Below are 16,009 nucleotides of genomic sequence, written 5' to 3'. Positions count from 1 at the left end.
ATTGCACCAATATGAAAAAGAGGGTGAATTGCTGTGATTAATGTGTGGTGCCAGCGGCAACTTTGAGATCAGGCTCGCTTGAAAGTCCATTTCTTATCAATAGCTTGAGTGCATCAACAACCGTTGTTTGACTCATGCTTGGTGCACCACTGTGGTGCACGGCTTGCTCTGGCAAAAATGGAATATGGATAAAGCCTCCTCGGATTGATTCGTCGTTCTCACCAAAATGGCGCGCTATATAATCCAGTAAGCCAAACATCACATGGTTACACACATAAGTTCCTGCTGTATTTGACACTTCTGCTGGAATGCCTGCTTCTATCAAGCCTTTAAACATGGTTTTAATAGGCAGCTTGGCAAAATATGCAGCAGGTGCATCATCAATAATGGTGGTATCGACTGGTTGATTACCTGCATTGTCATCAATGCGAGCATCATCGATATTAATGGCGATACGTTCTATCGAAATATGAGAGCGTCCGCCTGCTTGACCAATGCACAACACTAAGCTTGGTTGATGTTTTTCTATCGCTTGATATAAGTGTTCAAGGGAGCGCCCGAACTCACAGGGAAGCTCTACACATTCAACCTGGTGGTCATTAATGCTTTGACCATGTAATTGTTTTACCGCTTGCCATGATGGGTTAATACTTTCACCGCCAAAGGGTTCAAAACCCGTCAGGAGCACGGTCTTTAATTCGTTTTTGGTCTGTTTAGTCATTAAAGATCACTCCGTACATTAAGAAAATATTGATAATAAGTAATGCAATGGCCGTAGGGATCTGCACTTTAATAACTTGATATTTGTCTTTTAAATCAAGCAGTGCGGCAGGCACAATATTAAAGTTCGCAGCCATTGGCGTCATCAGCGTACCGCAGTAACCAGAATACATACCTATGGCAACAAGCGGTGCTGCAGCGGCGCCGTGGCCTTCAATTAAAAACGGTAGAGCGACACCCGCAGTCATCACCGGGAAAGCCGCGAACGCATTACCCATGATCATGGTAAATAGTGCCATACCAACACAGTACAACACGACTAACATGAAGCGGTTGTCTGGCGAGATAAATAGCTTCACAAGGTCTTGAATAGCCGTGCCAGTGTTGGCTACGATAAATACGCCACCTAACATGGCGAGCATTTGCGGTAAAATAGCCGCCCAGCCAATTGAATCAACCAAACGGCGCGATTCAGAGAGTGCTTGGAAAGGCGAGCCTGAGGTAAAACGCCAAGCAACAATCAGTGCAACACCACATGCGAGGGTGAGTGAAGCAAGCGTTACATGTTTTTGGTCAAATAAATACACCTCAGCAATGTTCAAATTACTTAAAAGCAATGTACAGACCACAGTGACGAATGGGATTAAAACTGCGGGCACAAACAACTTATTGCCTATTCGCTTAGCGTCACTTTCAAGTTGCTCTTCTGATGGCTGGTGGTATGAGCCCATTGAGACTTTGCCAAAGCCAGCAAGTAAGGCAATGGCGATGACACTAAAACCAACCCATTGATAGGTGAGAGACTCGCCAATTAATTTTATTGAGAGATCGCCAAATAAAAATACATTACCAAACAAGAACCAAAATAGGGCTGTGGTGTATTTTTGGGGATGTTGTTTATCTTGTAGGGTTTTAACCACTAAAAACATCACAACAAAGCCAATCAAAAGATAGATGTTTTCAATTGAAATAATGGCTGTGCTATTCACTGTATTCTCGTTTACTGGCGCACTCATGATAATGCCCCCTCAGCGTTTTTCGTTTGCTGTGATTTATGCTCTGCAATGAGGTTTCTAATTTTTGCTTCAAAGCGCGCAAGACGGAACAGATGAACGATTAAAGCGGCGATAGCAGTTGGAATAGCCCAAAGACCAATGTGTAGCGGTTCAATGCCCGCAATGCCATTTTCTTTTAAGAACGCGTCCATCAGCAGAACTGCACCGAATGCGATAAAAATATCCTCACCAAAAAACACCGCAATGTTGTCGCAAGCCGCGGCATGGGCGCTAATTAAATCTTTAATCGGTTTAGGTAAATCTCCATGCGTATTCGCGGCGGCACCTAATGCCATGGGGGCAAGTAATGGGCGAACGGTTTGCGCTTGACCTGCTAGGCTTAATAAGCCCAAAGCCGCTGAGCATTCACGTACTACAAAATACATGCTTAAAATACGTGTGGTGGTTGCGCCTTTAATGTTAGCAATCCAAGTTTTTGCGCGCTGCTGCAGACCGTAGCGTTCTAGAATAGCGATCACAGGCAAGATAAGTAAAAAGCTAGCGAGTTGGCGGGAGTTCATAAACTTCTCACCAAAGGTTTCGATTAAGGCGATAAAGTCCATGTCCACGGCAATACCGGTGGCAAGACCTGCCGCTGTCACAACCAGTAGTGGGTTGAACTTTAAGGCAAAGCCAACCACGACCACTAGAATGCCGATAAGCGGCATATAGTTTAAATCAAACATGATGTTACTTCTTATTTTCTAATTGTTGTTTTGCGATTTTGAATCGCGTTATTTCTTGTTGTTGTTTTTGCAATGCGGTGTTAGCCACTTCAAAATCTACCAGCTCAAAGCGACACGTTTTAGTTGGCGCTAATTGGCTAAAATGGCGTAAGTCTGCTTGGATCACAGAGGCAATAATTGGGTAGCCACCTGTTGTTTGGCAATCATTGAGCAAAACAATTGGGGTGCCTGTTGGCGGTAATTGAATAACGCCGGGGTAAACACCTTGCGAATCAATGCTTTTTTGGTGCGTTAACAATGAAGAGTGTTCTAAACGGACACCCATACGATTGCTTAATTCGCTGACCGTCCAAGTTTGCGATAAAAGTTGTGCCAAATAATCCTCTGGCAAGATATCACAATGTGGGCCTTTGAGTACTCTTACCACGTTTGTATAGTCAGAGGGTTTTACAGCCAGCTCTGAGCAAGGAACTAAGGTTTCAGAGAAGGGAATGCAATCACCTTTTTGCAGCGCGTTTCCTTCAAAACCGCCAAATTTCGCTTGGCAGTCGGTACTGCGAGAGTTCATTACTTTCGGTACATCAAAACCATTTTCTACACATAAATAGGCGCGTAAAAACTCTGGGTGACTGGCAAATTTAATGATGTCGCCCGCTTTTGCATGGTAACGCCATCCTGGGTAAAGGGCTTTTGCATTGAGTTTTGCATTCAGGTTGCCCCCTGTAATGGTAAAATTACATGGCTTAGTAAATTCAAATTCAGCCAGACCAACAGTAATTTCAATACAGGCGGCAGTTTCTTTATTTCCTAGTAGTGCATTGCCTGCTTTCAATGCGATTGGATCTAATACGCCAGATTGTGAGACACCTAAATGACGACGCCCGTGACGACCTAAATCTTGAATGCTACTGAAAACGCCGGGTTTGATTACTCTTAGCATCAGAGGTGCTCCTTTGGAATAAACCTGACAATATCACCGGGTACTAACAAGCTAGGCGAATCAGCATGAGGGTCAAATAAAGGTTGCTCGCATCTACCAATAAGGTGCCAACCTCCGGGTGAGATAGATGGGTAAATAGCAGTAAGAGATTCTGCTATTGCAACACTGAGTGCAGGTACATGTGCTCTTGGTGTGGCTTTTCGAGGCAGCCTGAGTTTCTCTGGGAGCGATTCTAAATAGCCAAAACCAGGTAAAAAGCCTAAAAATCCGACCTGATACTCTTTCGATGCATGTAATTCGATGACTTGTTTTTGACTTAAACCGGTTAGCTCTGAGACTTCATTTAAGTCAGGGCCGAATTCACCACCGTAGAAGGTATCGATTAGATGTATTTTTGGGGTGAATGCTTCAGGTTCACTTTTTTCCCATAAGGTGGTTAGTTGTTCTAACCAATAGTCAGTTCGAGTGAAGTCATTGAGGTAGAAGGTAATAGATGAGTTGGCTGGAACTATGTCAAAAAATTCATTGGTATTATTTGCGGTTTGTGCGATCGCAAAGATTTTTTGTCGTACTTCCTGAGTAATTAATCCGCTAATTGATAGAACTAATGCTTGTTCACTAAGTTGATAGCATTGCACGCAGGTCATGGTTGTTCCGATTATTATATTTATTTTCTTATTGTGTCATAACAGGCAAGTATTGAGTACCTTAGCGGCAAACCAATACAAAAAAGCCACATCGAGAAAATTTGATGTGGCTTTTTAGAAGAACTGTTTTAACTAAAGCGGTTATTACTGCTTGTTAGTTAAAAGCCAGTTACTTAGCATACGAACACCGTAACCTGTGCCGCCTGCTGGGATTTCATCTTTTGCAGAGTTAGTTAACGCGTTACCCGCGATATCGATGTGTAACCAGCGTGTGTCACCAGCAAAGTGTTGTAGGAATGATGCTGCAGTTGTTGCACCTGGGCCACCAGAACCAATGTTAGTGATATCAGCAATTGGTGACTTAAGCATGTCTTTATAGCCTAACGGTAAACGCCATACAGGCTCGTTTACTTGCTTACCAGCAACAGTGATTTGGTCAACTAGCGTTTCGTCATCAGAGAAGATTGCAGAGTAACGGTTACCTACTGCACGGATCTTAGAACCAGTAAGTGTTGCCACATCAATCATGATCTCTGGCTTGTAGTATTCACGTGCATACCACATTGCGTCACTTAATACTAAACGACCTTCAGCGTCAGTGTTTAATACTTCAACACTAATGCCTTCCGCTGTGCGAAGTACATCACCCGGTGCGATTGAGTTTTCTGACACCATGTTTGCAGCCATACCCATAACCGCAACTACGTTTACGTCTGCTTTGCTTAGTGCCATTGCTTTAACAGTACCAAGTACTGCTGCAGCACCGGCCATGTCAGATTTCATGCGGTTGATAGATGAACCAGTTTTGATGCTGTAACCACCTGAATCGAATGTAATACCTTTACCAACAAGTGCGATTGGTGTGCTGTTATTACCTTCATAGTGTGCAACAACTAAACGTGCACCATCTTTAGAGCCACGGCCAACACCTTCAAGTGCACCCATGCCAAGCTCTTTAAGTTTTGCAGGCTCTAAAATAGTTACTTTAACGCCGTATTGCTCAAGCTCTTTTGCTGCTTTTGCGAAATCAACTGGCGTCATTTCAGTTGGTACTTCAGACGTTAGATCACGTGCTAAAAATACACCTTTTTCGATGTTTGCTAGTTGCTGGTACGCTTTCGCTGTTGCTTTTTTATCAGCTACATCGATGTTGTAAGTTACATTAAATTTGTTTGGCTCTTTTTTGTAAAGTTCAAACGTGTAATCACGTAAATTTGCACCGTGTGCAAGTTGTGCTGCAAGGTCAGCGTTGCTCGCTGCGCCTTTTACATCTTCAAACGCGATTGTCGCTTTATTTACTTTTTTACCTTCAAGTTTAGCGTGTAAGTTAGCACCAAGCTTAGCCATTTTTGCTGAGTCAAGCTTGTCTTCTTCACCTAAACCAACCACTAAGATGCGGCCGTAATCGCTGTCAACTGGCGCGATAACTTCTAATGTTTTACCGTAAGCACCTTTGAATTCAGCTGTTTTGATAGCGCGATTAATTTGTTTTTTGGTATCTCTATCTAAGAAATCAAATTGTGTTGCTGCTTCGCCTGCTTGGAAAACAACAAGCGCATCACCCTTGCTTAATTTAGAGTTGAAATTGAAGTCTGCTGCAAATGCGCTTGAAGCAGAAACTGCTAACGCGATTGCACTGATCTGTGAAACAAATTTCATAGTACATTCCTAGATAAATAATTTGTTGGCTTTTTACATTAAATTCGTAAAAAAAGACACTCAATGTCGTTCAATTTACGAGTTTAAACGGTGGATGAAAGTAAATTCACACCCACAAGGTCATAGTTAATAAGTTTCAAGCACATTTTAGGTCAAATAAATGAAAGTAATAATTACGATTTTGTCTGCCTTGCTATTTTTTCCTCTGTTTTCAAATGCAATGGATAAAGACAATGCAACTTCGCACATTCAAACATTGGTGCTGGGCTCGGGATGTTTCTGGGGAGCTGAAAAAGGCTATGAACAGTTAGAAGGGGTGCTAGACGCTGAGTCTGGTTATGCAGATGGGCGTGGATTCAAAGCTACCTATAAAGAGATAATCAAACGCAAACGACGTTTTGATGACAATAATTATGCCGAAGTCGTGAAAGTTACTTACAACGCCAATATGCTCAGTACACGCGCATTGCTTGAACATTTTTTTGAAAAGCATGACCCAACGCAAGAAAATCGCCAAGGTAATGACATTGGTACTCAGTACCGTTCTATTATTTTGTATAACACACCTGAACAGCTTTCAGTGATCAAGGAAGCAAAAACAGAGTTTCAGAACTTATTAAGTAAGGCTGGGTATGGAGAAATAAAGACCCAAGTGAAACCACTTGAGCAGTTTTATCGTGCCGAAGAATATCATCAAAACTACATTGCTAAAAATCCGAACGGGTATTGCCCTGATCATTCTACTGGTGTGACCTTTAAGCAAACAAAACCAAATAAAGTTGATAACAGTTCATTGCTGGTGGGCAAGCAAGTGGTGATCATTGATTCTCGCAATTACTGCCCATATTGTGAAAAACTGAAATCTACCGTACTGAACGACTATCAAGGCACCATTCCATTAACTTATCGCTATGCAGATCAACTTGACGGTTTAGTGGTTCGTTCAGCGACTTGGGCAACGCCTACCATTTTATTTTTTGAAAATGGTAAAGAAGTGGCTGGTTTTCAGGGTTATATGACCCGTGAAGACTTTTATCAAGCGCTGGGTGCATTTAAATTAGGTGACTCAGAAGCCTATGAAGTTGCTTTTCAAAAGGGAACTGACAGACCGTTTTGTAAAGAATACGATCTGTTCAAGAAAACAGGCGAGGGCGTGTTTATTGACAAATTAAGCGGTGCGCCATTGTTTGAAACATCAAAACGGTTCAACTCTGGTACAGGCTGGTTGTCGTTTACTCGTCCTGTAAAAGACAGTGTGACTTACCATGACGACCACAGCTTTGGTATGCAACGAATTGAAATACGTTCTAAATCAAGCGGCATTCATCTAGGTCATGTTTTTAAAGGTGAAGGTCCAAGAGGGCAAGATAGATACTGTATTAACGCTACCGTATTAGAATTTAAAGAAAAAGTATAAATTTGACTGTAAGCTACAACTAATTAACCCAGTGTTATATGAACATGTTCATGCTAAATGATGCTAAATGATGCAAAAGTGCACTATTTTTCATTGTTTAGCGTATACTTTAATTGTAGAAGATGCGTAAGTTACGGCATGGTTCTATTCGCAGGTTATTTATTTGTTAGATGGTGTAGTTTTGGACCAAAATTTATTTTTATTAACAGCTCATAGGCAGTTTAATCGTCTTTTAAGCGATTTAGCATTAAGCTCTGACATTGCTCCTTTTCTCAAAGAAGTGATAGGAACAGTAGAACAATTTTTGCCTGGCTGTAAGGTTTCTATTCTAACTTTAAATAAAGAACACAATACACTCCACAGTGGTGCCGAAAATAACCTACCAGACTTCTATAACGATGCCATTGAAGGCGTTAAAATAGGTGAAAATGTGGGAAGTTGTGGCGCTGCGGCATTTTTAAATAAACCTGTTATTGTCGAAAATATAAATTCGCACGCAAATTGGCAACCATATTTAGCGCTTACCCAACAAGCTAATCTTCATGCATGTTGGTCTATTCCTTTCACTGACTCTTACAAAGAGGTCATGGGGACGTTTGCAATTTATCATCACGAAGTAAAGTCTCCGACAGAAGCTGAAATTGAGATTGTCAAAGTAGCTGCCCTTATAACTTCAGTTGCAATGGAAAAGTTGAAATTAGAAGAGCAATTAATATTTAGTGCGACACATGATGAACTCACTCGTCTCCATAACCGCGCTTTCTTAAACGAAGCCGGTGAAAATTTTTTATCACTTTGCACCAGGAATGAAATGAATTGTTCTGTGCTATTCATGGATCTAAACAAGTTTAAACGCGTAAACGACGAACTAGGTCATAAAGCCGGCGATGAATTACTTGTTCATGTCGCTAAGATAATTCAAAAGCAAACTCGTAAAAGCGATATTTCTGCGAGGTTTGGCGGTGATGAATTTATTATCATTATGGAAAATACAGCAGAAGACGATGGTGAATCAGTAGCAAAGCGAATTCATCACGCAATTATGGACAGCGTATCTGAAAATATACTAGCGTTGAATTTTGGAATGAGTATAGGTGTCGCCAGAATGTCTGCGTATGAGAAGTTATCTCTGAAAAAGTTGATTAATATTGCTGATGAAGCTATGTATTTTGCGAAACAAAACGATTTAGGTGTTTATACAAAAAGAGTGTAATTTGAGGTTGAGGTAAAGTTATTTAGAGTGTTGGTACAACCGAGTGGATTCGAACCACCGACCCCTACCATGTCAAGGTAGTGCTCTAACCAACTGAGCTACGGTTGTATAAAAGAATAGTTGGTACAACCGAGTGGATTCGAACCACCGACCCCTACCATGTCAAGGTAGTGCTCTAACCAACTGAGCTACGGTTGTACAATGCTAGGAAGTTCCTAGGCAACGGCGGCTAATATATAGCGCTAAAATAAAATGTTCAAGCGTTGAAGCTAAAATTTTGTTTAATTGCAGTTTTTTTGTTCATAAAGGTCTAATGTCACATGCTTTATAAAAATTTTGCCACCATATAACGTGCTCTTTGCTTGTTTGTTTTAATTGGTTAAGTAACGAGTTCTTACTTTCAACATCGACTAACTCTGACAGTTCAGGATGTGATTGCCACAATTCAAACAACATAGGAGAGGTCTTTTCGAGTAGACCCGTTAAGTCGGACTGATATCCCTGAATTTTATTTAAGTAAAATTTATTGAAAATCGTATTTAGGATCTGGGCCTCTTTTTTACTTTTACCTTCTCTACACACAGAATTCATATAATCAAAACTGGATATCCAAGTGGTAAATTGTTGGTTGTATGCAATTTGCAACTGAGCACTTGATAAAAGCTGTCTAATAAATCGATTTTGATAAAGCTTTTCTAACGATGTAGTGATTGACGATGCATCGATAGAGTCGGTTTTTTGGATGGCTATTTGTTTACGTATAATCAGAAGGCTATCTAAAGCTTCTAAAGCGCTAGCACTGCTGTATTTATTTCTGTCGGCAGGAAGAAAGTCGCTAGTAAGTTGCAATAAACCTTTTAATTCAGCTTCATTGAAAAGCATATAATTAAATTCGCTCATTAGGTTTTGCTGCTTTTCTACAGCTGCGCCTTTAAGTGTAGCTTTTAGCGATTCATCTTTGGTTAGGGGGTCATTTAGGCAATCATTAGCAAGTTTAATGAACTGAATTTGATACTTTAGCCGCTCACTGGCAACTTGCGTTTTACCTAGCTGATTATTTCTTTTTGCAACTAAGTTAGATAGCTTACAATGTCCCAATGAACCTAGTTCGAGTATAGAAATTTGAAACTGTGATTCAAGCTGATATACAACAGGCACTTGGATATTCTTTAGTGCCGGCTTGTCAGGAGCGTCTCCTAACACGGTATTTAAGCGCGCTTTATAATCTTCATTTATATCAACAGCCTGCTCAGTACATGCTGAGAGAAGCAGCAAACTACTAATTAGTAACCATTTTTGCAAGACGTGACCTCACACTAAGTAAGAGTAAACAGGCGGCAACAGATAAACCAAGGATAATGCCAATCCAAAACCCTTTCGCGCCCATAGGTTCTACCAGCCAATTTGTTTTTGCCAGTACATACCCCAGCGCAAAGCCAATCAACCAATAAGATACAAAAGTGATACCCATGATAGGCTGAGTATGTTTAAGGCCTCTGAGTACACCGCTGGCTGCAACTTGAAGGGCATCTGGTAACTGATAAAAACAAGCTAAGATGATGATCCCCATTGCCAACTGAGCAACTTGTTCGTTTTGAGTATACAAATATGTAACTGGCTCTCTAAATATAAATGTAACGAGTGCGACAAAGAAAGCGATCATTGCGGCTAAGCAAAAACTCGTAAAAATGGCCGTTTTAAGTTGTGTGTATGCTTGTTGGCCAGAAAGGTTACCAATACGGATCGCAATGGCCATAGAGAGACTTAATGGCATCATAAATAACACGGCTGTGACACTCGCAGCAATCTGGTGGCCAGATACCATAATGGCACCTAAGTCAGCAATGAACAGCGGAATACATGCAAATAAAGTGACTTCAAAAAATGTCGCCATCGAAATCGGAAACCCCAGCTTAGTGAGATAAAACATGGATTTAAAGTTTGGCTTTTCAAACCGGCTAATCAGCCAACGGCCTTTCAATTTTTTGCTATTCAAACTATATATAACTTGGCTCAACGCCATCGCACATGCCACTAGACTTGTCGCTACGCCACAGCCTGCTGCTCCCATCGCCGGCATGCCTAACTTTCCGTATATAAAAATATAGTTAGCCACTATGTTTACCAATAATCCGATAATGCTGATGTAAAAAGTGACTTTAGTCAGCCCGATACCTTCAGAAACGTTTCGATAAACGTTAAACACCAAAAAGCCAAGCACACCCCATTTAACATACTCAATATAGGCTTGTGAGGTGTTAGTGATTTCAGCTTGCGCACCAAGTTTAGAAAAAACATAAGGGGTAATAAGAGGGAACAGAAAGACCAATGCACTTAATATGGCAACTAAAAATAAGCTTTGTTGAAAGTAGTGTTTTATCCCTTTTTTGTCTTTTGCGCCATGGCAGTGAGCGACCACGCTGGTCAATGCCAGTAAGATCCCCTGCAAAGAAAAGATAACTGGGTTTAATACCCCAGTTGCAATAGACAAAGCCGCAAGGTCATTGGCACTTACTTGGCCGGCCATCATGGTGTCTACCACTGACATTAATACAAGAATGATCTGTGCAAAAAATACAGGTACGGCAAGTTGTAGAAGGCGTTTGGCTTCCCAAAGACTAAATTTCATAAGGAACGACGGTAAAAAACCCTAATTCTAATCTGGTTATAAACCATAAGCTATTAAAAGAGATAAATAACTTAAATGATCGCTTACTGCAGCTATTTCGTTCCTGTATGATTGCATTATTACGATAGAGGAGTATTCATGTTTACAGGCATTATTCAAACAAAAGCGAGTGTAATTTCAACAAACCTAAATGGTGGTGTACTTAGACTGGTATTGTCAGTTGGTTCTGAATACTTACAGCACCTTGATTTAGGAGCAAGTATTGCAATCAATGGATGTTGTTTAACCGTCGTAAGTTATGAATTAAACCCGCAAGATGTGGTTGGGCAAGTGACTTTTGATGTGATTGAAGAAACGCTGAAGCTGACGAATCTTGGCGAGCTAAAACGTGGCATGTTTGTAAACTTAGAACGCTCGGTAACATTTGGCACTGAACTCGGCGGCCATATCGTGTCGGGTCATATTCATTGTACTGCCGAAATTGAAGATATTGTTGTGAGTGGCAATAACTGCAAAATCTTGCTTGATTTACCTAAAGCGTGGTTGAAGTACATAGTGTATAAGGGCTTTGTCTGTATTAACGGTGCAAGCTTGACGGTGGGAGAAATGACTGACACCGGGTTTTGGCTGCACTTAATTCCAGAAACCTTGTCGATCACCAACCTTGGACTTGCACAAGTCGGCGATAAACTTAATATCGAAGTTGATCAGCAAACCTACACAATAGTAAATACAGTAGAAAACTATATGCAAAAGCATATTCAATAACGGTTTGCGCGAACAGATCTAAAAGATCTGTTCGTCATCGCTATCTACATGTAGCTCTAATTTATTATGTGCATAGTCAATATGCATATTCAAATGAATGGGGTTGCAACACGCAGCACAATCTTCATACATATCTTGATCGCCTTCGCTTGCATCTAAACTGACAAATACATGATGGCCACAATGTGGACAGCTAATACGTTGTTGATATAAAGACTTCATGGAAGCCTCCATAAATCAAAGAATGTAACTTAAATATAGCAGCTGTCATGAGAATTACATTGTTGTTAAAAGCTGTATATTTTAGAGCTGTTCAAGTATGTGTTTTATTTTATCTTTCGATTGGTTAATGTAATCACCAGAGAAACGGTTAGCTAACACTAAAAGCGGGTACAATTGGTAAATATCTTTTAAAATAGGTGATAAATTAATTGCAGAAACTGACTGATACCCAGCATAAAACTCATCAGGCAATGTAGCGAATAGTTCGGCTGTTGCAATATCAACAAGTTTATCACCGTAATAACAAGCAGGGTCTAGCAACATGGGTTTACCATGATAGAAGCGAATATTCCCTTTCCAAAAGTGACCATGTAGTAAAGACGGTGTAATGTGATGAGGGATATGGGGTTTTATGATATGTACAAATTCATCAATATCGACCAGTTTAATTGCCTGTTCTGATAAGAGCTGCAGTTGCCATCCAAGGCGTTCTTCGGCAAAGAATATGTGCCATTTTTTATGCCACTGATTGGGCTGAGGTTGGTCAATAACGTAGTTATCTTCATCTGAGCCAAACATTTCTTGCTCACACTTTATGTGCATTTTTGCTAAGGTTTGCCCGCATAAATACCAATTATCTTGAGATGTTAAATCTTCAAGAAACTCTAATACGATAAATGCAAACTCTTTTGAGGTGCCGAGGGTTATCGTGTCTGCAATGATGAGATCAGAATCTCTGGTGAGGGTATCTCTGGCGTGCTTTTCAGCTTCGAAAAGTTCAATTTGCTCTATTGGAGCAACTTTGACTAAAAAGCAGTGGTTATCATCAGAAATCTTATAGTGCTTGAAAGCAGAGTGTGTAGTAATTACGTGTTTTTGGGTTAATTCAAAAGAGGTATGAATGGCCGCGGAAACTTGTTGTTTGACACATTGCCACATAAGACAGCTCAGCTTTTTCGATTTGAATACTAAAACTATGGTTTAAATTTCAAATAACTCAATAAAAGCAAACAAAAATATCCATGATATTGTGATTGAATCTGTATTTTGTGCAAAAGCATAGTTACAATCCGTGTCCTTAACATGGGAGGACAAATGAATAAGAGTTACATCACTAACATAATTGCATCTCTACTGGTTTTTATTGGCTATTTTTATCCTCAACCGATTTTATTTTCCGTTGGTATATTTGCTTTGTCTGGTGCAATGACAAACCTTATTGCAATCCATATGTTGTTTGAGAAAGTGCCTTTTTTATATGGCAGCGGTGTTATCACGCTCAAGTTTAAAGAATTTAAAGCATCAATACGCTCGCTCATTTTGGAGCAATTCTTTAGCAAAGAAAAAATCGAATCGGTATTAGAAAGTCAAGGTGACGTAGATCTTAAACCTGTTATTGAGAAAGTAGATTTAAGCCCGGCATTCGATAAGCTAGTCACTGTGATTGAAGGATCTCAATTTGGTCCGATGCTAGGTATGTTCGGTGGAAAAGAAGCCTTAGAGCCAATGCGCGAGTCATTCACTGAGAAGATGCAAGGGGCGATTATAGAAATTACCGAAGAAGAAAAATTTAAGCACTTATTAAAAGATGAACTATTTAGCCATGGTGGCTCAGATAAAATTTTCTCTACCATTGAAAAAGCAGTCGATGGCAGACTTGCTGAGTTAACACCTGTGATGGTGAAAGACATTATTCAAAATATGATCAGAACTCATTTGGGTTGGTTAGTTGTTTGGGGTGGTGTATTTGGTGGGGTGTTCGGTTTAGTCGCTGCGCTTTTAGGTTAGATAATAGAATGCGTCAAATAAGATAATTTGACGCATTTTGTTCGTAAAGCATATAAATCATACCCGCAGTTATCTTGAACCAGCAACAACAAGCACTTTCTGATCGCGTTTGGCCGCTAAGTCTCGAATGGTTGTGACAGTATTCAAATCAAGGTTGAGAAATTTAGCACTGTTTTCTAAATCATAAGTTGCAGCAAATTTAGCGACGCTTAAATCATTACAAGTTAATTTGTTTACTAGTGAGTGCTTTTTAATACGCACATCTTTCATTGTTTGTGAGAGTGCCAGTTTGTCGTCTTTCGCAACAGCCATACATAGTTGAGTGCCAATTGAGTTGTCAGCAGCTGTAAATTCGGTTGCATTTGCATTAGTTGCTACAAATGTTGATGTTGCTAGAAGTAAAGTTGCACCTAATGTAGTTAAAGTATTCATCATTTTGCTCCATGTGTTTATGAGATACAGGTTTAGTATTGCCTGTTCTCAAACAGAATGCTGTAAAACAAAATCGACAGAATGTAATGAAATGTGTTTTATGTTTCTGTTTGCTTAACCTATTGTTTTATTAGGTTTATATTTGCAAAACATGTAAATAACACACAGAAAAAAATTGTAGACATTTCATTGTTAACAGACTGTTTTCATAATTTGTACCTTATATTATCTGAAAGTATTTATTTGCAACGGTGAATGGCAAAATGTGTCATTTACGACATACTTTTCGGTAATTCTTACAACTCACTTTTTAAACCTTTTATAATTTAAGCTTGGTATATGGCGTAAAAATGTAATATTTCATCGTAAATCATTGCAGTGACAGTTACACACGTCGTAACCTATTAATGACAAACTAAAATCAACAAACTGAGATAACCTTATGCAAAAATTTGCAATGTCTACGGTTGTACTTGCACTTGCTGCAGCTTTATCTGGATGTCAGGATAAAGGCCCGCAAAAAGAGTTTGTATCAATCGAAAAAAATCCATATCCGAGTACTTATAAGCCAGTATCAAATAAATCAGTGTTAATTACTGATGCCACTGTACTGACTGGGACGGGTGAGCGTTTAGAAAGTGCTGATGTATATATTGTTGACGGTAAGATTCAACAAGTAGGTAAAGACTTAGCTGTTCAAGCTGATACTACAGTAAATGCAGCTGGTAAATGGGTAACACCAGGTATTATAGATGTTCACTCGCATCTTGGCGCATACCCAAGCCCATCGGTTGAGTCACACCAAGATGGTAATGAAATGATCAGCCCGAACACTGCTGAAGTATGGGTTGAGCACTCGGTATGGCCACAAGATCCAGGTTTCAACCGTGCTCGTGAAGGCGGTATTACTACGCTACAAATCTTACCAGGTTCAGCTAACTTGTTTGGTGGTCGTGCAGTAACACTTAAAAATGTGCCAGCACATACCATGCAAGCAATGAAATTCCCTGATGCACCATACGGTCTAAAAATGGCATGTGGTGAAAACCCGAAACGTGTTTATGGCCGTAAAGGCGTTGCGCCATATACACGTATGGGTAACATGGCTGGCTACCGTCAAGCTTGGATTGAAGCAACAGAATATAAATCGGCTTGGGAACAATATGAAGCTGCTTATAAAGCTGGTTTGAACCCAACAGCCCCTGAGCGTGATATTAAGTACGATACGTTACGTGGTGTATTAGACGGTGAAATCTTAATTCATAACCACTGTTATAAAGCAGAAGAAATGGCGATGATGATCGACCTATCTAAAGAGTTTGGTTATCACGCTGGTACTTTCCACCACGGTATTGAAGCGTATAAAGTCGCTGACTTACTAGCCGAAAACGGCAACTGTGCGGCGCTTTGGCCAGATTGGTGGGGCTTCAAGATGGAAGCGTATGACATGGTTCAAGAAAACGTGGCTATCGTTGATGCAGTTAAGAACTCATGTGCTGTTGTTCATTCTGATTCAGACACGACAATTCAGCGTCTAAACCAAGAAGCTGCAAAAATCATGTACACAGCGAACCAAAATGGTTTCAACCTAACTGAAGAACATGCAATTAAGTGGATCACTTACAATGCGGCTAAATCACTAGGTGTTGCAGATAAAACAGGTTCACTTGAAGCGGGCAAACAGGCTGATGTTGTAATTTGGGATAAAAACCCGTTCAGCGTATACAGTAAAGCACAAGAAGTTTACGTTGATGGTGCAAAAGTTTATGACCGCAACGACGAAAAGTATCAAGCAGTCAGTGACTTTATGCTAGGTCAGCGATAGGAGTAAAG

General features: G+C 40.2%; 16 protein-coding genes and 2 tRNA genes. 5 read left to right on the top strand and 13 right to left on the bottom strand.

Going from position 1 to position 16,009, the window contains the following annotated elements:
- Positions 1 to 37: 37 nt before the first annotated feature.
- The 6 genes from pcp to AAEU28_RS01940 all read right to left on the bottom strand — a co-directional run bounded on the left by pcp (position 38) and on the right by AAEU28_RS01940 (position 5,707).
- Positions 38 to 721 carry a pyroglutamyl-peptidase I gene (pcp, locus tag AAEU28_RS01965; protein ID WP_421962730.1) on the bottom strand — a complete coding sequence of 228 codons (684 nt, stop codon included), beginning with the start codon at positions 719 to 721 and terminating at the stop codon, positions 38 to 40.
- On the bottom strand, positions 714 to 1,736 hold the full coding sequence (locus AAEU28_RS01960) for a DUF979 domain-containing protein (RefSeq protein ID WP_421962729.1): 1,023 nt from the start codon (positions 1,734 to 1,736) through the stop codon (positions 714 to 716). Before AAEU28_RS01960 ends, pcp begins: the two co-directional genes overlap by 8 nt.
- On the bottom strand, positions 1,733 to 2,461 hold the full coding sequence (locus AAEU28_RS01955) for a DUF969 domain-containing protein (RefSeq protein ID WP_138561679.1): 729 nt from the start codon (positions 2,459 to 2,461) through the stop codon (positions 1,733 to 1,735). Before AAEU28_RS01955 ends, AAEU28_RS01960 begins: the two co-directional genes overlap by 4 nt.
- A 4-nt stretch (positions 2,462 to 2,465) precedes the next feature.
- On the bottom strand, positions 2,466 to 3,401 hold the full coding sequence (locus tag AAEU28_RS01950; RefSeq protein ID WP_421962728.1) for a biotin-dependent carboxyltransferase family protein: 936 nt from the start codon (positions 3,399 to 3,401) through the stop codon (positions 2,466 to 2,468).
- Positions 3,401 to 4,048 (bottom strand): 5-oxoprolinase subunit PxpB, encoded by a 648-nt coding sequence (pxpB, locus tag AAEU28_RS01945; RefSeq protein WP_421962727.1) that lies wholly within the window; start codon positions 4,046 to 4,048, stop codon positions 3,401 to 3,403. The genes AAEU28_RS01950 and pxpB overlap by 1 nt, the downstream gene beginning before the upstream one ends.
- A 144-nt stretch (positions 4,049 to 4,192) precedes the next feature.
- Complete coding sequence (locus tag AAEU28_RS01940) at positions 4,193 to 5,707, bottom strand: leucyl aminopeptidase (protein WP_421962726.1); 1,515 nt, start codon at positions 5,705 to 5,707, stop codon at positions 4,193 to 4,195.
- A gap of 220 nt (positions 5,708 to 5,927) precedes the next feature.
- Here AAEU28_RS01940 and msrA point away from each other — a divergent pair, with 220 nt between their 5' ends.
- Both msrA and AAEU28_RS01930 read left to right on the top strand, forming a co-directional pair.
- Positions 5,928 to 7,124 carry a peptide-methionine (S)-S-oxide reductase MsrA gene (gene msrA, locus AAEU28_RS01935; RefSeq protein ID WP_421963088.1) on the top strand — a complete coding sequence of 399 codons (1,197 nt, stop codon included), beginning with the start codon at positions 5,928 to 5,930 and terminating at the stop codon, positions 7,122 to 7,124.
- Between the two features lie 163 nt (positions 7,125 to 7,287).
- On the top strand, positions 7,288 to 8,337 hold the full coding sequence (locus tag AAEU28_RS01930) for a sensor domain-containing diguanylate cyclase (protein ID WP_421962725.1): 1,050 nt from the start codon (positions 7,288 to 7,290) through the stop codon (positions 8,335 to 8,337).
- Positions 8,338 to 8,368: 31 nt separating this feature from the next.
- Here the strand turns inward: AAEU28_RS01930 and AAEU28_RS01925 are convergent.
- The 4 genes from AAEU28_RS01925 to AAEU28_RS01910 all read right to left on the bottom strand — a co-directional run bounded on the left by AAEU28_RS01925 (position 8,369) and on the right by AAEU28_RS01910 (position 10,966).
- Positions 8,369 to 8,445: transfer RNA gene (locus tag AAEU28_RS01925), tRNA-Val, on the bottom strand.
- A gap of 13 nt (positions 8,446 to 8,458) precedes the next feature.
- Positions 8,459 to 8,535: transfer RNA gene (locus AAEU28_RS01920), tRNA-Val, on the bottom strand.
- A gap of 102 nt (positions 8,536 to 8,637) precedes the next feature.
- Complete coding sequence (locus AAEU28_RS01915; protein WP_421962724.1) at positions 8,638 to 9,639, bottom strand: DUF3080 family protein; 1,002 nt, start codon at positions 9,637 to 9,639, stop codon at positions 8,638 to 8,640.
- On the bottom strand, positions 9,617 to 10,966 hold the full coding sequence (locus AAEU28_RS01910; protein WP_421962723.1) for an MATE family efflux transporter: 1,350 nt from the start codon (positions 10,964 to 10,966) through the stop codon (positions 9,617 to 9,619). The genes AAEU28_RS01915 and AAEU28_RS01910 overlap by 23 nt, the downstream gene beginning before the upstream one ends.
- Positions 10,967 to 11,104: 138 nt before the next feature.
- On the opposite strand from AAEU28_RS01910, the gene AAEU28_RS01905 reads away from it, so the two are divergent.
- Positions 11,105 to 11,734: a riboflavin synthase subunit alpha gene (locus AAEU28_RS01905; protein ID WP_421962722.1), complete on the top strand. Its 630-nt coding sequence runs from the start codon at positions 11,105 to 11,107 to the stop codon at positions 11,732 to 11,734.
- Between the two features lie 18 nt (positions 11,735 to 11,752).
- Here AAEU28_RS01905 and AAEU28_RS01900 read toward each other — a convergent pair whose 3' ends face one another.
- Together AAEU28_RS01900 and AAEU28_RS01895 are read right to left on the bottom strand one after the other, a co-directional pair.
- Positions 11,753 to 11,956 (bottom strand): CPXCG motif-containing cysteine-rich protein, encoded by a 204-nt coding sequence (locus AAEU28_RS01900; RefSeq protein ID WP_421962721.1) that lies wholly within the window; start codon positions 11,954 to 11,956, stop codon positions 11,753 to 11,755.
- An 81-nt stretch (positions 11,957 to 12,037) separates the two neighbouring features.
- Positions 12,038 to 12,895, bottom strand: coding sequence for a fructosamine kinase family protein (locus AAEU28_RS01895; protein ID WP_421962720.1), 858 nt, complete (start codon positions 12,893 to 12,895; stop codon positions 12,038 to 12,040).
- A 156-nt stretch (positions 12,896 to 13,051) separates the two neighbouring features.
- On the opposite strand from AAEU28_RS01895, the gene AAEU28_RS01890 reads away from it, so the two are divergent.
- Positions 13,052 to 13,744, top strand: coding sequence for a DUF445 domain-containing protein (locus AAEU28_RS01890; RefSeq protein WP_421962719.1), 693 nt, complete (start codon positions 13,052 to 13,054; stop codon positions 13,742 to 13,744).
- Between the two features lie 69 nt (positions 13,745 to 13,813).
- On the opposite strand, the gene AAEU28_RS01885 is transcribed toward AAEU28_RS01890, so the two are convergent.
- Complete coding sequence (locus AAEU28_RS01885; protein ID WP_421962718.1) at positions 13,814 to 14,179, bottom strand: DUF3718 domain-containing protein; 366 nt, start codon at positions 14,177 to 14,179, stop codon at positions 13,814 to 13,816.
- 439 nt (positions 14,180 to 14,618) lie between these two features.
- Between AAEU28_RS01885 and AAEU28_RS01880 the strand changes: the two genes are divergently transcribed.
- A complete protein-coding gene (locus tag AAEU28_RS01880) occupies positions 14,619 to 16,001 on the top strand; it encodes an amidohydrolase (RefSeq protein ID WP_421962717.1) in 1,383 nt (460 codons plus the stop codon).
- Positions 16,002 to 16,009: the final 8 nt, after the last annotated feature.

It is taken from the genome of Pseudoalteromonas sp. SS15 (assembly GCF_049257195.1).
Classification (GTDB): domain Bacteria; phylum Pseudomonadota; class Gammaproteobacteria; order Enterobacterales; family Alteromonadaceae; genus Pseudoalteromonas.
This window is presented reverse-complemented; position numbering and strand designations above follow the sequence as displayed.

What these genes read in the sequence shown, in the direction of transcription:
- AAEU28_RS01950 (WP_421962728.1), bottom strand. Translation starts at nt 3,401, where the DNA reads ATGCTAAGAGTAATCAAACCCGGCGTTTTCAGTAGCATTCAAGATTTA.
- pcp (WP_421962730.1), bottom strand. Translation starts at nt 721, where the DNA reads ATGACTAAACAGACCAAAAACGAATTAAAGACCGTGCTCCTGACGGGT.
- AAEU28_RS01960 (WP_421962729.1), bottom strand. Translation starts at nt 1,736, where the DNA reads ATGAGTGCGCCAGTAAACGAGAATACAGTGAATAGCACAGCCATTATT.
- AAEU28_RS01895 (WP_421962720.1), bottom strand. Translation starts at nt 12,895, where the DNA reads ATGTGGCAATGTGTCAAACAACAAGTTTCCGCGGCCATTCATACCTCT.
- AAEU28_RS01940 (WP_421962726.1), bottom strand. Translation starts at nt 5,707, where the DNA reads ATGAAATTTGTTTCACAGATCAGTGCAATCGCGTTAGCAGTTTCTGCT.
- pxpB (WP_421962727.1), bottom strand. Translation starts at nt 4,048, where the DNA reads ATGACCTGCGTGCAATGCTATCAACTTAGTGAACAAGCATTAGTTCTA.
- AAEU28_RS01900 (WP_421962721.1), bottom strand. Translation starts at nt 11,956, where the DNA reads ATGAAGTCTTTATATCAACAACGTATTAGCTGTCCACATTGTGGCCAT.
- msrA (WP_421963088.1), top strand. Translation starts at nt 5,928, where the DNA reads ATGGATAAAGACAATGCAACTTCGCACATTCAAACATTGGTGCTGGGC.
- AAEU28_RS01885 (WP_421962718.1), bottom strand. Translation starts at nt 14,179, where the DNA reads ATGATGAATACTTTAACTACATTAGGTGCAACTTTACTTCTAGCAACA.
- AAEU28_RS01890 (WP_421962719.1), top strand. Translation starts at nt 13,052, where the DNA reads ATGAATAAGAGTTACATCACTAACATAATTGCATCTCTACTGGTTTTT.
- AAEU28_RS01880 (WP_421962717.1), top strand. Translation starts at nt 14,619, where the DNA reads ATGCAAAAATTTGCAATGTCTACGGTTGTACTTGCACTTGCTGCAGCT.
- AAEU28_RS01905 (WP_421962722.1), top strand. Translation starts at nt 11,105, where the DNA reads ATGTTTACAGGCATTATTCAAACAAAAGCGAGTGTAATTTCAACAAAC.
- AAEU28_RS01955 (WP_138561679.1), bottom strand. Translation starts at nt 2,461, where the DNA reads ATGTTTGATTTAAACTATATGCCGCTTATCGGCATTCTAGTGGTCGTG.
- AAEU28_RS01910 (WP_421962723.1), bottom strand. Translation starts at nt 10,966, where the DNA reads ATGAAATTTAGTCTTTGGGAAGCCAAACGCCTTCTACAACTTGCCGTA.